The sequence below is a fragment of the Streptomyces sp. NBC_00237 genome (assembly GCF_026342435.1).
Classification (GTDB): domain Bacteria; phylum Actinomycetota; class Actinomycetes; order Streptomycetales; family Streptomycetaceae; genus Streptomyces.
The window spans coordinates 2,770,107-2,790,931 of sequence record NZ_JAPEMT010000002.1; the positions used below are offsets into that span (position 1 = coordinate 2,770,107).

20 protein-coding genes are annotated in these 20,825 nt (G+C 70.2%); 3 read left to right on the plus strand and 17 right to left on the minus strand.

Translation table 11 applies throughout. The features are described 5' to 3' along the window. Positions 1 to 10: 10 nt before the first annotated feature. The 11 genes from nuoK to OG897_RS26160 are packed head-to-tail and all read right to left on the minus strand — an operon-like array spanning position 11 to position 10,923. Positions 11 to 310 carry an NADH-quinone oxidoreductase subunit NuoK gene (gene nuoK / locus OG897_RS26110; RefSeq protein ID WP_189554133.1) on the minus strand — a complete coding sequence of 100 codons (300 nt, stop codon included), beginning with the start codon at positions 308 to 310 and terminating at the stop codon, positions 11 to 13. Next, the gene (locus OG897_RS26115) at positions 307 to 1,155 is read right to left on the minus strand and encodes an NADH-quinone oxidoreductase subunit J (protein ID WP_266659883.1); all 849 of its coding nucleotides are present in this window, start codon (positions 1,153 to 1,155) and stop codon (positions 307 to 309) included. The genes nuoK and OG897_RS26115 overlap by 4 nt, the downstream gene beginning before the upstream one ends. Beyond that, positions 1,152 to 1,802: an NADH-quinone oxidoreductase subunit NuoI gene (nuoI, locus tag OG897_RS26120; RefSeq protein WP_266659885.1), complete on the minus strand. Its 651-nt coding sequence runs from the start codon at positions 1,800 to 1,802 to the stop codon at positions 1,152 to 1,154. The genes OG897_RS26115 and nuoI overlap by 4 nt, the downstream gene beginning before the upstream one ends. After that, entirely contained in the window at positions 1,795 to 3,165 is a 1,371-nt protein-coding gene (gene nuoH / locus OG897_RS26125; protein ID WP_266659887.1) for an NADH-quinone oxidoreductase subunit NuoH, read from the minus strand. Before nuoH ends, nuoI begins: the two co-directional genes overlap by 8 nt. Beyond that, complete coding sequence (locus OG897_RS26130) at positions 3,162 to 5,693, minus strand: NADH-quinone oxidoreductase subunit G (protein WP_266659889.1); 2,532 nt, start codon at positions 5,691 to 5,693, stop codon at positions 3,162 to 3,164. Before OG897_RS26130 ends, nuoH begins: the two co-directional genes overlap by 4 nt. Continuing rightward, a complete protein-coding gene (gene nuoF / locus OG897_RS26135; RefSeq protein ID WP_266659891.1) occupies positions 5,690 to 7,066 on the minus strand; it encodes an NADH-quinone oxidoreductase subunit NuoF in 1,377 nt (458 codons plus the stop codon). The genes OG897_RS26130 and nuoF overlap by 4 nt, the downstream gene beginning before the upstream one ends. Next, complete coding sequence (nuoE, locus tag OG897_RS26140; RefSeq protein WP_266660518.1) at positions 7,066 to 7,896, minus strand: NADH-quinone oxidoreductase subunit NuoE; 831 nt, start codon at positions 7,894 to 7,896, stop codon at positions 7,066 to 7,068. Before nuoE ends, nuoF begins: the two co-directional genes overlap by 1 nt. A 17-nt stretch (positions 7,897 to 7,913) precedes the next feature. Further along, on the minus strand, positions 7,914 to 9,263 hold the full coding sequence (locus tag OG897_RS26145; RefSeq protein ID WP_266659893.1) for an NADH-quinone oxidoreductase subunit D: 1,350 nt from the start codon (positions 9,261 to 9,263) through the stop codon (positions 7,914 to 7,916). Beyond that, complete coding sequence (locus OG897_RS26150) at positions 9,260 to 9,994, minus strand: NADH-quinone oxidoreductase subunit C (protein ID WP_266659895.1); 735 nt, start codon at positions 9,992 to 9,994, stop codon at positions 9,260 to 9,262. Before OG897_RS26150 ends, OG897_RS26145 begins: the two co-directional genes overlap by 4 nt. After that, positions 9,991 to 10,545 carry an NADH-quinone oxidoreductase subunit B family protein gene (locus OG897_RS26155; protein ID WP_055509252.1) on the minus strand — a complete coding sequence of 185 codons (555 nt, stop codon included), beginning with the start codon at positions 10,543 to 10,545 and terminating at the stop codon, positions 9,991 to 9,993. Before OG897_RS26155 ends, OG897_RS26150 begins: the two co-directional genes overlap by 4 nt. 18 nt (positions 10,546 to 10,563) lie before the next feature. Next, positions 10,564 to 10,923 (minus strand): NADH-quinone oxidoreductase subunit A, encoded by a 360-nt coding sequence (locus OG897_RS26160; protein ID WP_189821185.1) that lies wholly within the window; start codon positions 10,921 to 10,923, stop codon positions 10,564 to 10,566. An 805-nt stretch (positions 10,924 to 11,728) separates the two neighbouring features. On the opposite strand from OG897_RS26160, the gene OG897_RS26165 reads away from it, so the two are divergent. Further along, the gene (locus OG897_RS26165) at positions 11,729 to 12,583 is read left to right on the plus strand and encodes a C40 family peptidase (protein WP_266659898.1); all 855 of its coding nucleotides are present in this window, start codon (positions 11,729 to 11,731) and stop codon (positions 12,581 to 12,583) included. A gap of 316 nt (positions 12,584 to 12,899) precedes the next feature. Here OG897_RS26165 and OG897_RS26170 read toward each other — a convergent pair whose 3' ends face one another. Continuing rightward, positions 12,900 to 13,829: a threonine/serine dehydratase gene (locus OG897_RS26170; protein ID WP_266659900.1), complete on the minus strand. Its 930-nt coding sequence runs from the start codon at positions 13,827 to 13,829 to the stop codon at positions 12,900 to 12,902. Between the two features lie 57 nt (positions 13,830 to 13,886). Here OG897_RS26170 and OG897_RS26175 point away from each other — a divergent pair, with 57 nt between their 5' ends. Further along, positions 13,887 to 14,519, plus strand: coding sequence for a TetR/AcrR family transcriptional regulator (locus OG897_RS26175; RefSeq protein WP_266659902.1), 633 nt, complete (start codon positions 13,887 to 13,889; stop codon positions 14,517 to 14,519). Between the two features lie 15 nt (positions 14,520 to 14,534). Here the strand turns inward: OG897_RS26175 and OG897_RS26180 are convergent, their stop codons facing one another. Both OG897_RS26180 and OG897_RS26185 read right to left on the minus strand, forming a co-directional pair. Beyond that, entirely contained in the window at positions 14,535 to 14,885 is a 351-nt protein-coding gene (locus OG897_RS26180) for a hypothetical protein (protein ID WP_266659904.1), read from the minus strand. A gap of 168 nt (positions 14,886 to 15,053) precedes the next feature. Beyond that, positions 15,054 to 16,349, minus strand: a complete 1,296-nt coding sequence (locus OG897_RS26185) for a geranylgeranyl reductase family protein (protein WP_266659906.1) — start codon at positions 16,347 to 16,349, stop codon at positions 15,054 to 15,056. Positions 16,350 to 16,454: 105 nt separating this feature from the next. On the opposite strand from OG897_RS26185, the gene OG897_RS26190 reads away from it, so the two are divergent. Next, positions 16,455 to 17,018, plus strand: a complete 564-nt coding sequence (locus OG897_RS26190; RefSeq protein ID WP_266659908.1) for a GNAT family N-acetyltransferase — start codon at positions 16,455 to 16,457, stop codon at positions 17,016 to 17,018. A 325-nt stretch (positions 17,019 to 17,343) separates the two neighbouring features. On the opposite strand, the gene OG897_RS26195 is transcribed toward OG897_RS26190, so the two are convergent. The 3 genes from OG897_RS26195 to OG897_RS26205 form a co-directional block, all read right to left on the minus strand. Next, positions 17,344 to 18,810 (minus strand): hypothetical protein, encoded by a 1,467-nt coding sequence (locus OG897_RS26195; protein ID WP_266659910.1) that lies wholly within the window; start codon positions 18,808 to 18,810, stop codon positions 17,344 to 17,346. A 296-nt stretch (positions 18,811 to 19,106) separates the two neighbouring features. Next, a complete protein-coding gene (locus OG897_RS26200; RefSeq protein WP_266659912.1) occupies positions 19,107 to 20,102 on the minus strand; it encodes a glutaminase in 996 nt (331 codons plus the stop codon). Beyond that, positions 20,102 to 20,794, minus strand: coding sequence for a demethylmenaquinone methyltransferase (locus OG897_RS26205; RefSeq protein ID WP_266659914.1), 693 nt, complete (start codon positions 20,792 to 20,794; stop codon positions 20,102 to 20,104). Before OG897_RS26205 ends, OG897_RS26200 begins: the two co-directional genes overlap by 1 nt. Positions 20,795 to 20,825 lie beyond the last annotated feature (31 nt).

A 20,825-nucleotide genomic window follows, 5' to 3' on the forward strand; every position in this document is an offset into this window, starting at 1 on the left:
TTTGCGCCCCTTACAGCTTCATCAGGCTGGCGTCGTCGACCGAGGCCGAGTGACGGGACCGGAACAGCGACACGATGATCGCCAGGCCGACCACGACCTCGGCGGCGGCGACGACCATCGTGAAGAAGGCGATGATCTGGCCGTCGAGATTGCCGTGCATCCGGGAGAACGCGACGAGTGCCAGGTTGCAGGCGTTGAGCATCAGCTCGACGCACATGAACACGACGATGGCGTTGCGCCGGATCAGCACTCCTGCCGCGCCGATGGTGAACAACAGGGAAGCCAGGTAGAGGTAGTTCACCGGATTCACTTGGCCGCCTCCTCTTCTCGGTCGCGACCCGCGTCACGGCCCAGCCGCTCCTCGGAGCGCTGTTCCAGCGCCTTGAGGTCGTTGAGGGCCTGCGTCGACACGTCGCGGATCTGGCCGCGCTCGCGCAGCGTCTGCATGACGGTCAGCTCGGACGGGGTGCCGTCGGGGAGCAGACCGGCGATGTCCACCGCGTTGTGCCGGGCGTAGACGCCGGGGGCGGGCAGCGGCGGGAGGTGCTTGCCCTCGCGGACGCGCTGCTCGGACAGTTCGCGCTGGGTCTTGCTGCGCTCGGTGCGCTCGCGGTTGGTGAGGACCATCGCGCCGACCGTGGCGGTGATCAGCAGGGCGCCGGTGATCTCGAAGGCGAAGACGTAATCCGTGAAGATCAGCTTCGCCAGGCCCTGGACGTTGCCCGCCGCGTTGGCCTGGCCCAGTCCGTTGAACTCCTTGATCCCGGCGTTGCCGATGCCGACGATCAAGAGGATGCCGAAGCCGAGTCCGCAACCGGCGGCCAGCCAGCGCTGCCCCTTCAGGGTCTCCTTGAGGGAGTCCGCCGCGGTGACGCCGACGAGCATGACGACGAAGAGGAAGAGCATCATGATCGCGCCGGTGTAGACGACGATCTGGACGATGCCCAGGAAGTACGCCCCGTTGGCGAGGTAGAAGACCGCCAGGATGATCATGGTCCCGGCGAGGCACAGCGCACTGTGCACGGCCTTCTTCATCAGGATGGTGGCCAGGGCCCCGACCACGGCGACCGTGCCCAGGATCCAGAACTGGACGGCCTCGCCCGTGGAAGCGGCGGCGGCGAGCACCGTACCGGGTGCGGCGGCGAGGGCGCTCACGCTCCCACCACCTTTTTGGACGCGGGCTCGTCCTCGCCGAAGGTGGAGGCGGCCTCCTGGGGCCGCTCCCCCCGGCTCAGCGCGACCTGCTGCACGGTGCCGGGGGCGGCCTCGGTGACCAGGCCCCGGTAGTAGTCCTGCTCGTCCGTGCCCGGGAAGATCGAGTGCGGGGAGTCGACCATGCCCTCGGTGAGACCGGCGAGGAGCTGGTCCTTGGTGTAGATGAGGTTCTCGCGGCTGCTGTCGGCCAGTTCGAACTCGTTGGTCATCGTGAGCGCCCGCGTGGGACACGCCTCGATGCACAGCCCGCACAGGATGCAGCGGGCGTAGTTGATCTGGTAGACGCGGCCGTACCGCTCACCCGGGGAGTAGCGCTCCTCCTCGGTGTTGTCCGCGCCCTCCACGTAGATGGCGTCCGCCGGACAGGCCCAGGCGCACAGCTCGCAGCCGACGCACTTCTCCAGTCCGTCGGGGTGCCGGTTGAGCTGGTGACGGCCGTGGAAGCGCGGCGCCGTCACCTTCGGCGTCTCCGGGTACTGCTCGGTCAGCCGCTTCTTGAACATGGCCTTGAAGGTCACGCCGAAACCGGCCACGGGGTTCTGCCAGGGGGTCCGGGGGTCTTCGCCCCGGGAAGATGCATCAGACACCGTCAGCCTCCTTTCCGTCACTCTCAGTAGCAATGCCCTCAGTATTGCCGCCGCCACTGACAACGAGCTCCCGCTCCTGCCTGGACCGCCTTCGCGGCACGGGCGGCAGGGTCTGTCCTGGCAGCGGAGGCACCGGGAATCCACCGGCCATCGGGTCGAACGCGGCTGTGCCCCGGGCGTCTTCGGGCTCTTCGTGTTTGGCCCGGCGGAACATGTCCCACACGTACGAGATCAGCAGTACGGCGAGCACCGCCCCGGCCACCCCGAAGAGGATCGACCGGAACTCCACGCCCTCCCGGGTCAGCGCCCGCATGGTGGCGACCAGCATCAGCCAGACCACCGACAGCGGGATCAGGACCTTCCAGCCCAGCTTCATCAGCTGGTCGTAGCGCACGCGTGGCAGCGTGCCGCGCAGCCAGATGAAGAAGAACAGCAGCAGTTGCACCTTGAGGACGAACCAGAGCATCGGCCACCAGCCGTGGTTCGCGCCCTCCCAGAAGCTGCTGATCGGGTACGGGGCCCGCCAGCCGCCCAGGAAGAGGGTGACCGAGACCGCCGAGACGGTGACCATGTTGACGTACTCGGCCAGCATGAACAGGGCGAACTTGATCGACGAGTACTCGGTGTTGAAGCCGCCGACGAGGTCGCCCTCGGACTCCGGCATGTCGAACGGGGCGCGGTTGGTCTCGCCGACCATCGTCACCACGTAGATCAGGAAGGACACCGGCAGCACGACGATGAACCACTTGTCGTGCTGCTGCGCCACGATCTCGGAGGTCGACATCGACCCGGAGTAGAGGAAGACCGAGGCGAAGGCCGCGCCCATGGCGATCTCGTACGAGATCATCTGCGCGCAGGAGCGGAGACCGCCGAGCAGCGGGTACGTGGAGCCCGAGGACCAGCCCGCGAGGACGATGCCGTAGATGCCGACGGAGGCGACCGCGAGGATGTAGAGCATCGCGATCGGCAGGTCGGTGAGCTGCATCGTCGTACGCGTGCCGAAGATCGAGATCTCATTGCCCGGCGGGCCGAAGGGGATCACCGCGATGGCCATGAAGGCGGGGATGGCGGCGACGATCGGGGCCAGGACGTAGACGACCTTGTCGGCGCGCTTGACGACCAGGTCCTCCTTCAGCATCAGCTTGATGCCGTCGGCGAGCGACTGGAGCATGCCCCAGGGGCCGTGCCGGTTGGGGCCGATGCGCAGCTGCATCCAGGCGACGACCTTGCGCTCCCACACGATGGAGAAGAGCACGGTGACCATCAGGAACGCGAAGCAGAAGACGGCCTTGATCGCGACGAGCCACCAGGGGTCCGTGCCGAACATGGACAGGTCTTCCACGGCGAGTGGGTACGTCGTCATGCCGTCACCTCCGTCGGAGCGCTGGACCCGGCCTTCGCGGGTGCGAGGGTGACCAACTGGCCGGGGCGAGCCCCGGTGTCGGAGAGGACGCCGCCGCCGACCGAGTTCATCGGGAGCCAGACCACGCGGTCGGGCATCTCGCTGACCTGGAGCGGCAGTCGCACGGTTCCGGCAGGTCCGGTGACCGCGAGTACGTCGCCGTGCTGGACGCCCGTCTCGGCGGCGGTGGCCGGGGAGAGCCGGGCCACGGCCGCGTGCCGGGTGCCCGCGAGGGCCTCGTCGCCGTCCTGGAGCCTGCCCTGGTCGAGCAGCATCCGGTGTCCGGCGAGTACGGCTTCGCCGGCGCCCGCGCGGGGCAGCGGCCGGGACGTCTCCAGCGGTACGGAGGCGTGCGGCCCCTCCCACGCGCCGAGCCGGTCCAGCTCTCGCCGTACGGACTTGAGGTCCGGCAGCGCGAAGTGACCGTGTCGCTCAGTGCCTCCGGCGCGGGCGAGTTCATCGGCCAGCATGTGCAGCACCCGGGCGTCGCTCGGGGCGAGCCTGCGCGTCATCTGCTCGGGCTTCAGCGCGGCCTCGAACATGCGGACCCTGCCCTCCCAGTTGAGGAAGGTGCCGGGCTTCTCGGCGACCGCGGCCACCGGGAACACGACGTCCGCCTTCGCGGTGACCTCGCTCGGCCGCAGCTCCAGGGAGACCAGGAAGCGCACCTCGTCGAGCGCCGTGCGCGCGCGCGAAGGGTCAGGCAGGTCGGCGGGGTCGACTCCGGCGACGACCAGGGCGAGGAGTTCGCCGGTCGCGGCGGCCTCGACGATCTGGCCCGTGTCGCGCCCGTACCGGTGCGGGAGTTCGGCGACGCCCCACACGGAGGCGACCTCCTCGCGCGCGCGGGGGTCGGTCGCGGGACGCCCGCCGGGCAGCAGCGACGGAATCGCCCCGGCCTCGACGGCGCCGCGCTCTCCGGCCCGGCGCGGGATCCACACCAGTTCGGCTCCGGTCGCGGACGCGGCCCGTACGGCGGCGGTCAGTGCGCCCGGCACACCGGCCAGGCGCTCACCGACGACGATCACCGCACCGGGTTCGCGCAGCGCGTCGGCCGCCTTGACCCCGTCGGCCTCCAGGCCCGCGTGCCCGGCGAGGGCGTCGAGCCAGTCGGTCTCGGTGCCGGGGGCGGCGGGGAGCAGCGTGCCGCCCGCCTTCTCCAGGCCGCGGGTGGCGTGCGAGGCGAGGGCGAAGGTGCGCTGACCGTACTTGCGGTGGGCCTTGCGCAGCCGCAGGAAGACGCCGGGGGCCTCCTCCTCGGACTCGAACCCGGCGAGCAGGACCGCCGGGGCCTTCTCCAGGGCCGTGTACGTCACTCCTGAACCGTCGAGGTCGCGGCCGCGTCCGGCGACGCGGGCGGCCAGGAAGTCGGCCTCCTCGCTGCTGTGGACGCGGGCGCGGAAGTCGACGTCGTTGGTGTCGAGGGCGACGCGGGCGAACTTGCCGTACGCGTAGGCGTCTTCGACGGTGAGACGGCCACCGGCCAGCACACCGGCCCGGCCGCGCGCGGCGGCCAGCCCCTCGGCGGCTGCGGCGAGCGCCTCGGGCCAGCTCGCGGGCTCCAGCTCACCGCTCTCGGTGTTGCGTACGAGAGGAGTCGTCAGCCGGTCGGGTCGCTGCGCGTACCGGAAGCCGAAGCGCCCCTTGTCGCACAGCCACTCCTCGTTGACCTCCGGGTCCTCGGCGGCCATGCGCCGCATGACCTTGCCTCGGCGGTGGTCGGTGCGGGTGGCACAGCCACCGGCACAGTGCTCGCAGACCGACGGCGTGGAGACCAGGTCGAACGGGCGGGAGCGGAAGCGGTACGCGGCCGAGGTCAGCGCGCCGACCGGACAGATCTGGATGGTGTTGCCGGAGAAGTACGACTCGAACGGGTCGCCCTCGCCGGTGCCGACCTGCTGGAGCGCGCCGCGCTCGATCAGCTCGATCATCGGGTCGCCCGCCACCTGGTTGGAGAACCGGGTGCAGCGGGCGCAGAGCACGCACCGCTCGCGGTCCAGGAGCACCTGGGTGGAGATCGGGACGGGCTTCTCGTACGTCCGCTTCTTGCCCTCGAAGCGGGAGTCGGCGTCGCCGTGCGACATCGCCTGGTTCTGGAGGGGGCACTCGCCGCCCTTGTCGCAGACCGGGCAGTCCAACGGGTGGTTGATCAGCAGCAGTTCCATCACGCCGCGCTGTGCCTTGTCGGCGACGGGCGAGGTGAGCTGCGACTTGACGACCATGCCGTCGGTGCAGGTGATGGTGCAGGAGGCCATCGGCTTGCGCTGGCCCTCGACCTCGACGATGCACTGGCGGCAGGCGCCGGCGGGGTCGAGGAGGGGGTGGTCGCAGAACCGGGGGATCTCGATGCCGAGGAGTTCGGCGGCGCGGATCACCAGGGTGCCCTTGGGGACGCTGATGTCGATGCCGTCGATCGTGAGCGATACGAGGTCCTCGGGCGGGACCGCCGCCTCGCCGCCCCCGGAGGGTGCACTTGTCGTGACGGTCATGCGTTCACCTCCGTGTGGTCGGCGTGCCGGTCGGCCCAGAGGGTCGACTTGGCGGGGTCGAAGGGGCAGCCCTTGCCGGTGATGTGCTGCTCGTACTCCTCGCGGAAGTACTGGAGCGAGGAGAAGATCGGCGAGGCCGCACCGTCTCCGAGCGCGCAGAAGGACTTGCCGTTGATGTTGTCGGCGATGTCGTTGAGCTTGTCGAGGTCGGACATCTGGCCCTTGCCCGCCTCGATGTCACGCAGCAACTGCACCAGCCAGTAGGTGCCTTCGCGGCAGGGCGTGCACTTGCCGCAGGACTCGTGGGCGTAGAACTCGGTCCAGCGGGTGACGGCGCGCACGACGCAGGTCGTCTCGTCGAAGCACTGGAGGGCCTTGGTGCCGAGCATGGAACCGGCCGCGCCGACTCCCTCGTAGTCAAGGGGTACGTCGAGGTGCTCGTCGGTGAACATCGGGGTGGAGGAACCGCCCGGCGTCCAGAACTTGAGCCGGTGCCCGGCGCGCATTCCGCCGCTCATGTCGAGCAGTTGGCGCAGGGTGATTCCCAACGGGGCCTCGAACTGGCCCGGGTTGGTGACGTGGCCGCTCAGCGAGTACAGCGTGAAGCCCGGGGACTTCTCGCTTCCCATCGAACGGAACCATTCTTTGCCCTTGTTGAGAATCGCGGGAACGGATGCGATCGACTCGACGTTGTTAACAACAGTGGGACAGGCATAGAGCCCGGCGACCGCAGGGAAAGGAGGACGCAGCCGGGGCTGACCGCGACGGCCTTCGAGCGAGTCGAGCAGTGCGGTCTCTTCTCCGCAGATGTACGCGCCCGCCCCCGCGTGCACGGTGAGTTCGAGATCGAGTCCGCTGCCGAGGATGTCCTTGCCGAGGTATCCGGCCTCGTACGCCTCCCGCACGGCCTCGTGCAGCCTGCGCAGCACGGGGACGGTCTCTCCGCGCAGATAGATGAAGGCGTGGTTCGAACGGATCGCGTAACACGCGATGACGATGCCCTCAATGAGGCTATGCGGGTTCGCGAAGAGGAGCGGGATGTCCTTGCAGGTCCCCGGCTCCGATTCGTCGGCGTTGACAACTAGATAGTGCGGCTTTCCGTCGCCCTGCGGAATGAACTGCCACTTCATCCCGGTGGGGAATCCGGCTCCGCCCCGCCCGCGAAGACCGGAGTCCTTCACGTACGCGATGAGGTCGTCCGGGGTCATGGCGAGGGCCTTGCGCAGGCCCTCGTACCCCTCGTGCCTGCGGTACGTCTCCAGAGTCCAGGACTTGGGGTCGTCCCAGAAGGCGGAGAGGACGGGGGAGAGCAGCTTCTCGGGGCTGTCCCCGTTGCCGTTGCCGTTTCCGGCCATCTCGGGTGCCAAGGTCATCACTCCCCCTCCTCGGACGAGGGTCCTGCCGGATGCTGCTCGGGTGCCGCGGCCGGGTCGGAGGCCGAGGTGGGCTGAGGGGCGTCGTGCGAGCTGAGGTGGCCCGAACCGCGTTGCGGTGCTTCCTGCTTGGCTTCGCCGCGCGGCGACACGACACGGGGCTGGCCGATCGCCTCGCCCTTGGCGAGCTTGAGGCCGAGCAGCGAGGCGTGACCGGCGCCGCCGGAAGCCTCGACCGCGCCCGGGCGCTCGTCGGGGAACCCGGCCAGGATGCGGGCGGTCTCCTTGTACGAGCACAGGGGCGCGCCCCGGGTGGGCTCGACGGAGCGGCCCGCCCGGAGGTCGTCGACGAGCTTTTTCGCCGACTCCGGGGTCTGGTTGTCGAAGAACTCCCAGTTGACCATCACCACGGGGGCGTAGTCGCAGGCGGCGTTGCACTCGATGTGTTCGAGGGTGACCTGCCCGTCCCCGGTCGTCTCGTTGTTGCCGACGCCCAGATACGCCTTGAGCTCCTCGAAGATGGCGTCGCCGCCCATCACCGCGCACAGGGTGTTGGTGCAGACGCCGACCTGGTAGTCGCCGGACGGCTTGCGCCGGTACATGGTGTAGAAGGTGGCGACGGCGGTGACCTCGGCGGTGGTGAGGTCGAGGACCTCGGCGCAGAACCGCATGCCGGTGCGGGAGACGTACCCCTCCTCGGACTGCACGAGGTGCAGCAGCGGCAGCAGGGCCGAGCGGCTGTCGGGGTAGCGGGCGATCACCTCCTTCGCGTCCGCTGCGAGGCGGGCCCGGACCTCGTCCGGGTAGGCGGGGGCGGGCAGTTGGGGCATGCCCAGTGACACATCGGTCATCGGTCGACGCCTCCCATCACGGGGTCGATGGACGCGACGGCGACGATGACGTCGGCGACCTGGCCGCCCTCGCACATCGCCGCCATGGCCTGGAGGTTGGTGAAGGACGGGTCGCGGAAGTGGACCCGGTAGGGGCGGGTGCCGCCGTCGGAGACGACGTGTACCCCGAGTTCGCCCTTGGGCGACTCGACCGCCGCGTACGCCTGGCCCGCCGGGACCCGGAAGCCCTCGGTCACCAGCTTGAAGTGGTGGATCAGGGCCTCCATGGAGGTGCCCATGATCTTGCGGATGTGGTCGAGGGAGTTGCCGAGGCCGTCGGCGCCGATGGCGAGCTGGGCGGGCCAGGCGATCTTCTTGTCGGCGACCATGACGTCACCCGGCTTCTTGAGGCGCTCCAGGCACTGCTCGACGATGTCGAGGGACTGGCGCATCTCTTCCAGCCGGATCAGGAACCGGCCGTAGGAGTCGCAGGTGTCGGCGACGGGAACCTCGAAGTCGTAGGTCTCGTAACCGCAGTACGGGTCGGTCTTGCGCAGGTCGTGCGGGAGACCGGCGGAGCGCAGGACCGGGCCGGTGGCTCCCAGGGCCATGCAGCCGGTGAGGTCGAGGTAGCCGACGTCCTGCATGCGGGCCTTGAAGATGGGGTTGCCGGTGGCGAGCTTGTCGTACTCGGGGAGGTTCTTGCGCATGGTCTTCAGCAGCTCGGCGAGCTTGTCCATGGCTCCCGGCGGGAGGTCCTGGGCGAGGCCGCCGGGGCGGACGAACGCGTGGTTCATGCGCAGGCCGGTGATCAACTCGAAGGCGTCCAGGATGAGTTCGCGGTCCCGGAAGCCGTAGATCATGATCGTGGTCGCGCCGAGTTCCATGCCGCCGGTGGCGATGCAGACCAGGTGCGAGGAGAGCCGGTTGAGCTCCATCAGCAGGACGCGGATGATGCTGGCGCGGTCCGGGATCTGCTCCGTGATGCCGAGCAGCTTCTCGACGCCCAGGCAGTACGCCGTCTCGTTGAAGAAGGGCGTCAGGTAGTCCATGCGCGTGACGAAGGTGGTGCCCTGCGTCCAGTTCCGGAATTCGAGGTTCTTCTCGATGCCGGTGTGGAGGTAGCCGATGCCGCAGCGGGCCTCGGTGACGGTCTCGCCGTCGATCTCCAGGATCAGCCGGAGCACGCCGTGCGTGGACGGGTGCTGGGGGCCCATGTTGACGACGATGCGCTCGTCGTCGGCCTTCGCCGCGGACTGGACGACCTCGTCCCAGTCGCCGCCGGTGACCGTGTAGACGGTGCCTTCGGTGGTCTCGCGCGCGGCGGCGGAAGAAGGGGAAGAAGGGGAAGAAGAGGGGGTGGTCACGAGTACGACCTCCGCTGGTCCGGAGCCGGGATCTGGGCGCCCTTGTACTCGACGGCGATGCCGCCGAGGGGATAGTCCTTGCGCTGCGGGAAGCCCTGCCAGTCGTCCGGCATCATGATCCGGGTCAGGGCGGGGTGGCCGTCGAAGATCAGGCCGAAGAAGTCGTACGCCTCGCGCTCGTGCCAGTCGTTGGTCGGGTAGACCGCGACCAGGGACGGGACGTGCGGGTCGGCGTCGGGGGCACTGACTTCGAGCCGGATCAGGCGTCCGTGGGTGAGCGAGCGCAGGTGGTAGACCGCGTGCAGCTCGCGCCCCTTGTCCTCCAGGTAGTGCACGCCGCTGACTCCGGTGCACAGCTCGAAGCGGAGCGCCGGGTCGTCGCGCAGGGTGCGGGCGACCTGGAGCAGGTGCTCGCGCGCGATGTGGAAGGTGAGTTCGCCGCGGTCGACGACCGTCTTCTCGATGGCGTGGGAGGGGAGCAGGTCCTGCTCCTCCAGCGCCCCTTCGAGTTCGTCGGCGACCTCGTCGAACCACCCGCCGTACGGGCGGGACGATTCGCCGGGGAAGGTGACGGTGCGGACGAGTCCGCCGTAACCGCTGGTGTCCCCGCCGTCGTTGGCGCCGAACATGCCCTTGCGGGTGCGGAGCACCTCGCCGCCCGCGTCGCGCGGGGCGGGCACTCCGTTCGCGGAATGACCGGAATTCGCAGCGTTCTCGGGTCGCTCGCTCACCGCAGCAGCCCCTTCATCTCGATCGTGGGGAGCGCCTTGAGGGCCGCCTCCTCCGCCTCGCGGGCGGCTTCTTCCGCGTTCACGCCGAGCTTGGAGGACTGGATCTTCTGGTGGAGCTTGAGGATCGCGTCGATCAGCATCTCGGGGCGCGGCGGGCAGCCGGGGAGGTAGATGTCGACCGGCACGATGTGGTCGACGCCCTGCACGATGGCGTAGTTGTTGAACATGCCGCCCGACGAGGCGCAGACGCCCATGGAGATGACCCACTTGGGGTTCGGCATCTGGTCGTAGACCTGTCGCAGGACGGGCGCCATCTTCTGGCTCACCCGCCCGGCCACGATCATCAGGTCCGCCTGCCGCGGCGAACCGCGGAAGACCTCCATGCCGAAGCGGGCCAGGTCGTACCGGCCCGCGCCCGTCGTCATCATTTCGATGGCGCAGCAGGCGAGGCCGAAGGTGGCGGGGAAGACGGAGGACTTCCGCACCCAGCCAGCGGCCTGTTCGACGGTGGTGAGCAGGAATCCGCTCGGCAGTTTCTCTTCGAGTCCCATGGGTGATCCCTCAGCCCCTCAGTCCCATTCCAGGCCGCCGCGACGCCATACGTACGCGTACGCGACAAAAACGGTGAGCACGAAGAGCAGCATCTCGACGAGCCCGAAAATCCCCAGGGCGTCGAAGGAGACCGCCCAGGGGTAAAGGAAGACGATCTCGATGTCGAAGACGATGAACAGCATCGCCGTCAGGTAGTACTTGATCGGGAAGCGTCCGCCGCCGGCGGGCGTGGGAGTGGGCTCGATGCCGCACTCGTACGCTTCCTGCTTCGCCCGGTTGTAGCGCTTGGGGCCGATAAGCGTGGCCATGACCACGGAGAAGATCGCAAACCCTGCCCCGAGGGCGCCGAGCACAAGGATGGGCGCGTAAGCATTCACCCTCCTCGCTCCTTCCAGTCGTCCTTGACCGTTGGACCGCACCGGGCTCGTGCTTGCCCCGGAGCGGGGGGCCGGTGCGCCTCTCCCCTTCTCTCCGACCGCGAAGACGGTATGAAGATCGCGGATATGTGAGGCAGTTCACAAGCCTGACTGCCCCGCATCCTATGCCTGCCGGTCTGTGATCTGCGACACGGGGTACGACAACGTCTTTGTGATCTCCACCACCTGACGAAGGATCATGAAGCCGGATGAGCAGTGATCTACGTACCGGAAGCGCGCAAGTGATCACCGGACGTGACATTCGGTGGCGTTGTCGCTGGTCGAGGGCGTGTTGCTCTATCAAGAGCTGGCCCATACAAGCAAATTGGAGCTGGACGCGACGGGGTGATAGGGCCCCCGCGCGGACCCCTCCTCCCCTCCTCCCACCCGAACTCACTCTCGCGAGGGGGGTCGCGGAGGCGAGTGGACACGTGCACGCGTTCACGAACGGACGGGCCGGGGCGGCTCCGTCCGTCGACTCCTCCCGGCAACTCCTCGTTGCGCGCCCGGAGTGTGACCTGCGTCACGCCCAACATCGCGCCGGGAAAGCGGGCTTGGCCATGCGTGTGAACGGATGGTAGGCGTCGGGGCATTTCGGGCGTATCGCGGAAAACCCATGATCACAGGGTTGATCGACGATGCCCGTTTTGCCCTTTACGGCGTCAATAAGGGTGCGGCGACGCGCAATTCGAGCCGCGGAACGGCAACTGTGGCGGAGACCACGTTTCTTGATGCCGAGTCGTTACCTCTGATAGCGGTTGTTCTCATGTCCCACACCGCTCACATACCCAGCCACCGGAAGCCCCGCCGCAGCGCCTCGAAGATGGCGCTCCGTGCCGGAGTTGCCGGTGGCGTCCTCAGCACCATCGCGGTGGCTGGTGCGGCTGCTCCGGCGAACGCCGAGCCGGTGCACGAGACCACGGTCGAGATGCCGACGCTCACCGACGTTTCCGCGAAGCCCACCACCACGGTCAGCACCGCCGCCGAGGCGACGCAGCAGATCGCCTTCGAGTACGACCGGCAGGCCCGCCAGGAGGCGGCCGCCGAGACCGCCGCGAAGGACGCCAAGAAGGCCAAGGCCGAGGCGGACCGCAAGGCCGAGGCCAAGAAGAAGGCCGACGAGGCGCGCGAGAAGGCCGAGAAGAAGGCTGCCGACGAGGAGCGTGCTTCGCGCTCGTCCGGCCGCTCCTCGCTCGCGTCGTACTCGTCCGGCTCGTCCGGCGGGGGCTCCGACAGCTCCGCCTCCTCCTCCAAGTCGACTGCCACTGGCAGCGCCGCCGCTGTGATCGCGTTCGCGCGGGCGCAGATCGGCGACGCGTACGTGCTGGGCAGCACCGGCCCGAACGCGTGGGACTGCTCCGGCCTGACCCAGGCCGCGTTCCGCACCATCGGCGTGGACCTGCCGCGGGTCTCGCAGAGCCAGTCGACCTTCGGCAAGCAGGTCGGGCTCGGCAACCTCCAGCCGGGCGACATCCTGTACTGGGGTGGCGCGGGCAGCGCGTACCACGTGGGGATCTACGTGGGTGGCGGGAACTTCGTCGGGGCGCAGAACTCGGGGACGGGTGTGGTGGAGCGGCCGTTGTCGTATGACCCGCCGACGGGGGCCGTGCGCGTTCTCTGATCGCGGTGTAGTTCGCTCTTCTTGTACGTGCAGTACGTGCAGTACGTGCAGTACGTGCAGTACGTGCAGTTCGGCAAAGGGCCGTCGTCCTCCCGCTCGGGGGCGGCGGCCCTTTCGTTGGTTGGGCGGTGTCGGGGTGGGGCGGGGGTGCTCCGGGGTGGGCCCGGAGCGAGGGGGGCCGCCCCCTTGCCCGCCCGTTCCGCCCCCGGGGGGCGGCCCCGCCGCCCAAGGGGGCTAGGCGGAAGCCCCGCCGCCCAAGGGGACGAGGCGAGCCCCGCCGCCCGAGGGGGCGCGGGCGGAGCCCGAGGGGGCGCGTTTAGGTCAGGTCGGACAGGGGGGTGTTGGCGCCGCACAGGACGGTCGCGACCCGCTCCCCCGCCTCCGGGGTGTACGTGTAGGCCGTGGCCGCCGCGTGTTCGACGGCGAGGCGGTGGTCGGTCCAGAGCCGTTGGCGGGCCTCGACGATCGCCTCGTCCGGCACCAGGACCGAGCGGACGCCGGGGCGGCGGGCCACTTCCAGGGCCGCCGAGGAGACACGGGTCGCGCCGAGGGAGTCGGCGGCGACGGAGGACACCGGCACGTCCACCACGCGCCCCGCCGACAGCGCCGCGTCGAGGGCCCGGCAGTTCTCCGGCTCGACGGCGACGACCCCGACTCCCGCCTCCAGGGCGGCAGTCGCGACCCCGGCGAAGAGCCCTCCGCCGCCGACCGAGACGACGATCGTGTCCAGGCCGCCCGGGACCCGGTCCAGGATCTCCGCCGTCAGGGTCCCCGCGCCCGCCGCGATCAGCGGGTGGTCGTACGCGTGCGAGGCCAGCGCGCCCGAGGTCTCCGCGAAGTCGGCGCAGGCCGCGCGGGCCTCGTCGTACCGCTGCCCGACGAGCCGTACGTCCGCGTCGTACGAACGGAGCCTGGCCACCTTCACCGGCGGCGCGTTCTCGGGGAGGAAGACGGTCGCCCGCACCCCGTGCGCCCGCGCCGCCCACGCGCAGGCGAGGCCCGCGTTGCCGCCCGAGGCGATGGTGATTCCGGCGGCGGGGAGGGTGCCCGCTTCCTGGTGGGCGAGGAGGAAGTTCATCGCGCCGCGCGCCTTGAAGCTGCCGGTGTGCTGCATGAATTCCAGGGCGAGGGAAAGGGAGGGGGAGGCGCTGACCACCGTGACGGGCCGGACGTGGCCGGAGATCCGGTCGGCGGCGGCCTTGATCTCGCCGGGGGTCGGGGGCGGCAGGGCACGGAGGTGCGGCACAGGGGCTCCAGGCGCGGAATGCGGACGTTTGATACGGCGTACCGTACGGTGTCTCTCATGCCGAGGCAATCTCCTTCCCTGGACCGCGCGACGCCCGAACTCATCGCGGAGACCGCCCTGTCGATCGTCGACCGGGACGGCCCGCAGGCCCTGAGCTTCCGCAGCGTCGCGGACCGGCTGGGCATCTCGCACGCGACCGTGCAGCGGCGCTGCACCGACGTCGCCGGACTGCTCGACCTCTGTACGGACCACCTGGCGGCCGGAATTCCGGACGTCGCGCCGGGCACGGAGTGGGCGCAGGCGACGGAGATCCGGTTCCGGGCGCTGTACGAGCTGCTGGTGGCGCACCCCGGGCTGGTGGCGCTGCGCGGTGCGCGGCCGTGGCTGGGACCGCAGTTGCTGGCCCGGCTGACGGAGCCGGAGATGGCGGGGCACCTGGCGCGCGGGCTGACCGCCGCCCAGGCCATGGCGACGTACCGCAGGATGTATCTGCTCACGCTGGGCTGCGCGACGTTCGTGGACCACCGGGCCCCGCAGGAGAACGCGGTCCGCACCCGGACCGCGCTGGCCGCACTGGACCCGGCGGACTTCCCGGCGCTGACGGGGAACGTGGAGGAGTTCCTGCCGGTGCTGACGGACCACGACGTCTTCCGTACGGCGTTGCGTCAGCTCATCGACGCGGCAGGCTGACGGGCGGTACGTACGTCAGCCCGTGGCGAAGAGCAGCCACGCGGCGGCGGCCGGGAACGGGCAGGCGACGGCGCCGAGGGCGGCGGCCCGCGTCACGTACGGCAGGGGGCGCAGACGGGGCAGCTTGCGCACCGCGCTGAGGCAGACAGCGCCGACCGCCAGCACGGCGAGGGTGGTCGCCACGTACCCCAACGGGTTCACGTCCGCTGCCGCCATCCAGAGGGACATGGTGCCGACGAAGAGGAGCAGGCACGCCAGCGAGGCGGCCGTGGCCACCCACAGGACGACGGCGAGGAAGGCGTGCAGGGGCTTGCCGGGCGACACGTCGACCGGGGCCGGGGAGCTGGCGGGGGCGGCGTCTCTCATGGCGGTGGCCTCTCGGTCCTGGCGGTCCCGGCCTGCCGGCCGGAGGGGCTGACGTACGACGTCAGTCTCCGGCGGCGGACCGGGGCGGGACATGAGCACACGTACTCAGGAGGCTACTCACCCGCACCCGGGACGCCAGCGGCCCAGGCAGCAACTCCCGCTCCCTGCTCAGGAGTTGGGAGCCACCTTCGCCAGCCCGTTGATGATGCGGTCCATCGCGTCGCCGCCCGTCGGGTCGGTGAGGTTGGCGAGCATCTTGAGCGTGAAGCGCATCAGGACGGGGTGGGTGAGACCGCGTTCCGCCGCGAGCTTCATGATCTTCGGGTTGCCGATGAGCTTCACGAAGGCGCGGCCCATCGTGTAGTAGCCGCCGTACGTGTCCTTGAGGACCTGCGGGTAGCGGGCGAGCGCGAGTTCCCGCTGGGCGGGGGTGGCGCGGGCGTGGGCCTGGACGATGACGTCGGAGGCGATCTGGCCCGACTCCATCGCATAGGCGATGCCTTCGCCGTTGAACGGGTTGACCATGCCGCCCGCGTCGCCGACCAGCAGGAGGCCCTTGGTGTAATGGGGCTGGCGGTTGAAGGCCATGGGGAGGGCGGCGCCCCGGATGGGCATGGTCATGTTCTCGGGGGTGTAACCCCACTCCTCGGGCATGGACGCGCACCACGCCTTGAGCACCTCCCGCCAGTCCAGCTCCTTGAACGCCTTGCTGGAGTTGAGGATGCCGAGGCCGACGTTGGACGTGCCGTCGCCCATGCCGAAGATCCAGCCGTACCCGGGCAGCAGCCGGTCCTGCGGGCCGCGCCGGTCCCACAGCTCCAGCCAGGACTCCAGGTAGTCGTCGTCGTGCCGGGGCGAGGTGAAGTACGTCCGTACCGCGACGCCCATCGGGCGGTCGTCCCGGCGGTGCAGCCCCATCGCGAGCGACAGCCGCGTCGAGTTGCCGTCGGCGGCGACGACGAGGGGCGCGTGGAAGGTGACCGGCAGCTTCTCCTCCCCCAGCTTGGCTTCGACACCCGTGATGCGCCCGGTGCGCTTGTCGAGGATCGGGGCCCCCACGTTGCAGCGCTCGTACAGCCGCGCGCCCGCCTTCTGGGCCTGGCGGGCGAGCTGCTCGTCGAAGTCGTCGCGCTTGCGGACGAGTCCGTAGTCCGGGTACGAGGCGAGCTCGGGCCAGTCCAACTGGAGCCGCTGCCCGCCGCCGATGATCCGGAGCCCCTTGTTCCGCAGCCATCCGGCCTCTTCGGAGATGTCGATGCCCATCGACACGAGCTGCTTGGTGGCGCGGGGGGTGAGGCCGTCGCCGCAGACCTTCTCGCGGGGGAACGCGGTCTTCTCCAGGAGGAGTACGTCCAGGCCGGACTTGGCCAGGTAGTACGCGGTCGCGGAGCCGGCGGGTCCGGCCCCGACGACGATCACATCTGCGCTGTGTTCGGAGGGGGTCGCGGTCGCGGGCTCGGTCACGGCGGGGTCTCCCGTAAGACTCGATGTCGATGTTGTGCCTTGACGGCACAGGGCTACGGGCAGTCTATGGGGGCGTACTCCTCCATCACCTGAAGGGCTGCCCTCATGACCCTCACGCCACCTGTGGCTCCCGACCCGTCCGTAGCGACCTCTCGTGCTCTGCCCGTGGTGCGGCTGCGGGTGCCGACCGACGAGGACGCGTACGCCTGGTACGACGTGTTCAAGAACCAGGAGGTCATGGAGTTCTTCGGCGGCAAGCCCTTCGGGGTCTCCGTGTACGGGGAACTGACCGCGCGGCAGCGCAAGCACGACGCCGAGCTGGGCTTCTGTCTGTGGACGCTGCTGGACGAGGACGACCGGGTGGTCGGCTTCACGGGCGCGCAGCCGTGGCCGCACCAGCATTACGGTCCGGTCGGGGAGATCGAGATCGGGTGGCGGCTGGGGCGCGAGTTCTGGGGCCGGGGATACGTGGCCGCTGCCGCGCAGGAGACCTTGAGGCGCGTGCGGGCGGCCGGGGTGCGGGAGGTCGCGGCGATGGTGGACGTGCGGAACGTGCGGTCGGCGGCGGTGGCGGAGAGGCTGGGGATGCGGGAGGCGGAGAGCTTCGTGGTGCCGGGGGTGGGGGAGGCGCCGGAGAGGCGGGGGCGGTGCTTCCGGCTGACGCTTTAGGCGGGGTACGGGGGTGAGCTGGGCCCCTTCGCCGGGTGCGGCGGCGGTGGGGTGGAGCGGGGCCAGCACCGGGGTGGGCCCGGAGCGAGGGGGGCCGCCCCCTTGCCCGCCCGTTCCGCCCCCGGGGGGCGGCCCCGCCGCCCAAGGGGGCTAGGGAGGCTGCGGAGCATGCCTCTAGGGGCGCGGGGAACTGCGCGGCCAGCCACGACGTGCCTGCACGTGTCCGGGACTGCCGCGCGGCGAGCGCTATAGGTGAAGGGGCGGGGAGGGGCAGCCCGCCGCAGGCACACCCGGGCGCGGACCGCACACTCCGAGAACCTCTGCCTCAGGGGAAGGGAGGGTTGCGCCTGGTGAGGCGGAGGGTTTTGGCGACGTAGGGGCCTGCCAGGGTGGCGCCCGCGATCCACAGGAGTCCGAAGAGGAGCGCCTCGGCGATGCCCAGCGTCGCCGAGACCCGACCGGTCGCGATGTTGAATTCCCGGACCCTTCCGGCGACCTCCATGGAGACCCCGGAGGCGGCCATCAGGACGAGCACGAGCCCCAAGTAGGACACCGCGGAGACCAGTTGTCCCACCCGCTGCGGAGTCCGCCGCGCCGCCACCACGCCGAGGATCAGCGCGCACACCAGCCCGAGCCCCAGCGCGCCGACCACCGCCCACCCGTTCATCGCCTCGGCGATCTGGTCCAGGCCGATCTCGCCGTGCCTGTCGCCCGAGCGGAGCATGGCCCCCCTGCCCTGGAGGTCGTACGTGATCGGCACTCCCCAGCACAGCCCCAGGACGGCGAGCCCGATGTTGGGCAGGATGGGGAGGAGGACCAGGAAGTCGGCGAGGTCGTCCTCGCCGTTCACGACCAGGACGACGAGGCCCGCGACGGTGCACAGCACGACGGCGAGCCCCAGGGCCCGTACCGCGGACCCCAGCGCACGTACCGCCAGGACGGTTCCCGGCCGCTGCGCCGCCCACTGGGCGAGGTCGTCGCGCTGGAGGACGCCGACGGTGACGCCCAGCGCGACGACGAACGCGATCAGGGTGACGAGCGCCGGGGAGATCGACATCTCGACGGTCTCGATCGTGGGCTGCGAGACGAGCCCGATGATCAGCACACCCACGGCGACGATCAGGGAGACCCGTACGGCGGCCTCAACGCCCGCGGTACGGCTGGGCAGTTGGCCCATGGCGACGCGCTGGGCCTGCTGCGCGGCGATCCCTCGGCGCATCGTCCGCGCCCCGGCCCACAGGGCGAGGACGAGCAGCACGGTGATGGTGAGCGGGACGAAGGAGAGGAGGGCCCCGCCCTCGGCGGCCAGGCCGGGGGTGTCGACGCCCGAGCCGTAGTCGGGCCAGTCGCCCGTGCCGTCGGCGGGGTCGACGCGGTAGCCGGAACGTACGGCGTGGAATTCGACACCCCCGCCGAAAGCCTGGAGGAGCAGGGCGAACGCGAGGCGCAGCCGGACCGCCCAGCCGAGGTCGATCTCGCGCTCGCCGTCGGAGTCGGCGCCGTCCAGCGCGTACGAGAGGACGACGAGCCCGACGCCGAGGACGAGCAGCAGCCCGAGGGGCCAGGCGGCGGCCCGGACGGAAGCGGCCCAGCCGCTGCGGAACGTACGGGAGAGGAACTGGCCTGCGGCGGTGGGCTGTTGGGGCGCACCGGGAGCGTGCCCGGGAACGTATCCGGGCCCGTACCCAGACCCCTGCCCGTACGACTGCCCATACCCCTGCCCCTGCCCGTACGTCTGCCCCGGCGCGTAGCCCGGCGGAGGCGGCGGCGGGGCGGCGGGCATCGCGGGCATGCCGGGCATCGTGGGCGCGGCGGCGCCCGGTGGAGCCTCGCGGTCCCGGCCGCAGCTCGCGCAGGAGCGGGCATCGCCGGGGGTGGCGGTTCCGCAATGGGGACAGTGCAGCGCCATGAGAGAGGTCTCCGGAGAGTGGGGCGGGGAGGATGAGCGGTGTACGCCGAGACGTGTGCGGTCAGCAGCCCTGTGCTGCTGTCAACTGACTCATCCTGCCCGCCCGTTGGTTCCCGGAGAAGACGTAACGCCCCCTCAAAACCCTCTGCACGGCGGCGGGGCGACCTGAAGGAGGCCGCCTAGAAGACCGACAGTCCCGTCAACGTCGTGAACCGGTCCAGGGCCGCTATGCCCGCCACCGAGTTCCCCTGCGCGTCGAGCCCCGGGCTCCACACGCACACCGTGCACACCCCGGGCACGACGGCCACGATGCCGCCGCCCACACCGCTCTTGCCGGGCAGCCCGACCCGGTAGGCGAACTCGCCCGCCGCGTCGTACGTCCCGCAGGTCATCATCACCGCGTTGATCTGCTTGGCGAGCCGTCGCGGCAGCAGTCGCGTCCCGTCGGCGCGCAGCCCGTGCCGGGCCAGGAAGCGGGTGGCCAGCGCCAGATCGGCACAGTTCATCTCGATCGAGCACTGCCAGAAGTAGTGGTCGAGGAGAGCCGGAATCGGATTGGCGATGTTCCCGTACGAGGCCATGAAGTGGGCCAGCGCCGCGTTGCGGTCCCCGTTGTCGGACTCCGAAGCGGCGACCTCCGGGTCGAAGGTGACGTCGGGATTGCCGCTCTCCTGCCGTACGAACTCCAGGAGCTCGCTGCTCGCGTCACCGGTGAGCGTCTGAAGCCGGTCCGTCACCACCAGCGCACCGGCGTTGATGAACGGATTCCGCGGGATCCCGTTCTCGTACTCCAGCTGCACCAGCGAGTTGAACGGATTGCCCGAAGGCTCCCGCCCGACCTTCTCCCACAGGTCGTCGCCCCCCTGCGCCAGCGCGAGGGCGAGCGCGAAGACCTTGGTGATGGACTGCGTGGAGAACGGCTGCTGCCAGTCCCCCACCCCGTACACCTTGCCGTCGAGGTCGGCGATGGCCATGCCGAAGCGGCCGGGATCGACGCACGACAGGGCGGGGATGTACGCGGCGACCTGCCCCTCCCCGATCTGCGGCCGTACGTCGGCCTCGATCTGCCGCAGGATGCCCTGGAAGTCGAAGTCGACGGGCTGCTCCAGCTCGGACTCCCGCCCGAACTCGGACTCGGACCCGGACTCCGGCCCCCCGGCTCCCGGCGCACTCATCAGACCCGCACGCCCCGGTGCAGGGCCACGACGCCGCCGGTCAGGTTGCGCCAGGCGACCTTCGACCAGCCCGCCTCCTGGAGCTTCTTGGCGAGTCCTGCCTGGTCGGGCCAGGCGCGGATGGACTCGGCGAGGTAGACGTACGCGTCGGGGTTGGAGGACACGGCGCGGGCGGTCGGCGGCAGTGCCCGCATCAGGTACTCGGTGTAGACGGTCCTGAACGGTGCCCAGGTGGGGTGCGAGAACTCGCAGATCACCACCCGCCCGCCCTTCTTCGTCACCCGGAACAGCTCCTTCAGCGCGGCCTCGGTGTCGACGACGTTCCGCAGCCCGAAGGAGTTGGTGACGACGTCGAAGGACTCGTCCTTGAAGGGCAGCCGCATCGCGTCACCGGCGGTGAGCGGCAGGTGCGGGTGCTTGCGCTTGCCCTCGCGGAGCATGCCCAGCGAGAAGTCGCAGGGGACCACGTACGCGCCGGTGGCGGCGAAGGGGAGGGAGGAGGTGGCGGTGCCGGCGGCCAGGTCGAGGACCTTCATTCCGGGGCGCGCGTCCACCGCCCTGGCCACTTCCTTGCGCCAGGCGCGGTCCTGGCCCAGGGAGAGGACGGTGTTGGTGAGGTCGTAGTTCGCCGCCACTCCGTCGAACATCGACGCGACTTCGTGCGGCTGCTTGTCCAGGGATGCTCGGGTCACGTGCCCATTGTGCCGGTAGGGGATGGATGCG

Bases quoted from the DNA above. Each gene is read 5' to 3' on its own strand.
- nuoH (WP_266659887.1), bottom strand. From the start codon at position 3,165: ATGACGACGTACCCACTCGCCGTGGAAGACCTGTCCATGTTCGGCACG.
- OG897_RS26130 (WP_266659889.1), bottom strand. From the start codon at position 5,693: ATGACCGTCACGACAAGTGCACCCTCCGGGGGCGGCGAGGCGGCGGTC.
- nuoF (WP_266659891.1), bottom strand. From the start codon at position 7,066: ATGACCTTGGCACCCGAGATGGCCGGAAACGGCAACGGCAACGGGGAC.
- nuoE (WP_266660518.1), bottom strand. From the start codon at position 7,896: ATGCCCCAACTGCCCGCCCCCGCCTACCCGGACGAGGTCCGGGCCCGC.
- OG897_RS26155 (WP_055509252.1), bottom strand. From the start codon at position 10,545: ATGGGACTCGAAGAGAAACTGCCGAGCGGATTCCTGCTCACCACCGTC.
- OG897_RS26165 (WP_266659898.1), top strand. From the start codon at position 11,729: ATGTCCCACACCGCTCACATACCCAGCCACCGGAAGCCCCGCCGCAGC.
- OG897_RS26175 (WP_266659902.1), top strand. From the start codon at position 13,887: ATGCCGAGGCAATCTCCTTCCCTGGACCGCGCGACGCCCGAACTCATC.
- OG897_RS26180 (WP_266659904.1), bottom strand. From the start codon at position 14,885: ATGAGAGACGCCGCCCCCGCCAGCTCCCCGGCCCCGGTCGACGTGTCG.
- OG897_RS26190 (WP_266659908.1), top strand. From the start codon at position 16,455: ATGACCCTCACGCCACCTGTGGCTCCCGACCCGTCCGTAGCGACCTCT.
- OG897_RS26195 (WP_266659910.1), bottom strand. From the start codon at position 18,810: ATGCCCGCGATGCCCGCCGCCCCGCCGCCGCCTCCGCCGGGCTACGCG.
- OG897_RS26200 (WP_266659912.1), bottom strand. From the start codon at position 20,102: ATGAGTGCGCCGGGAGCCGGGGGGCCGGAGTCCGGGTCCGAGTCCGAG.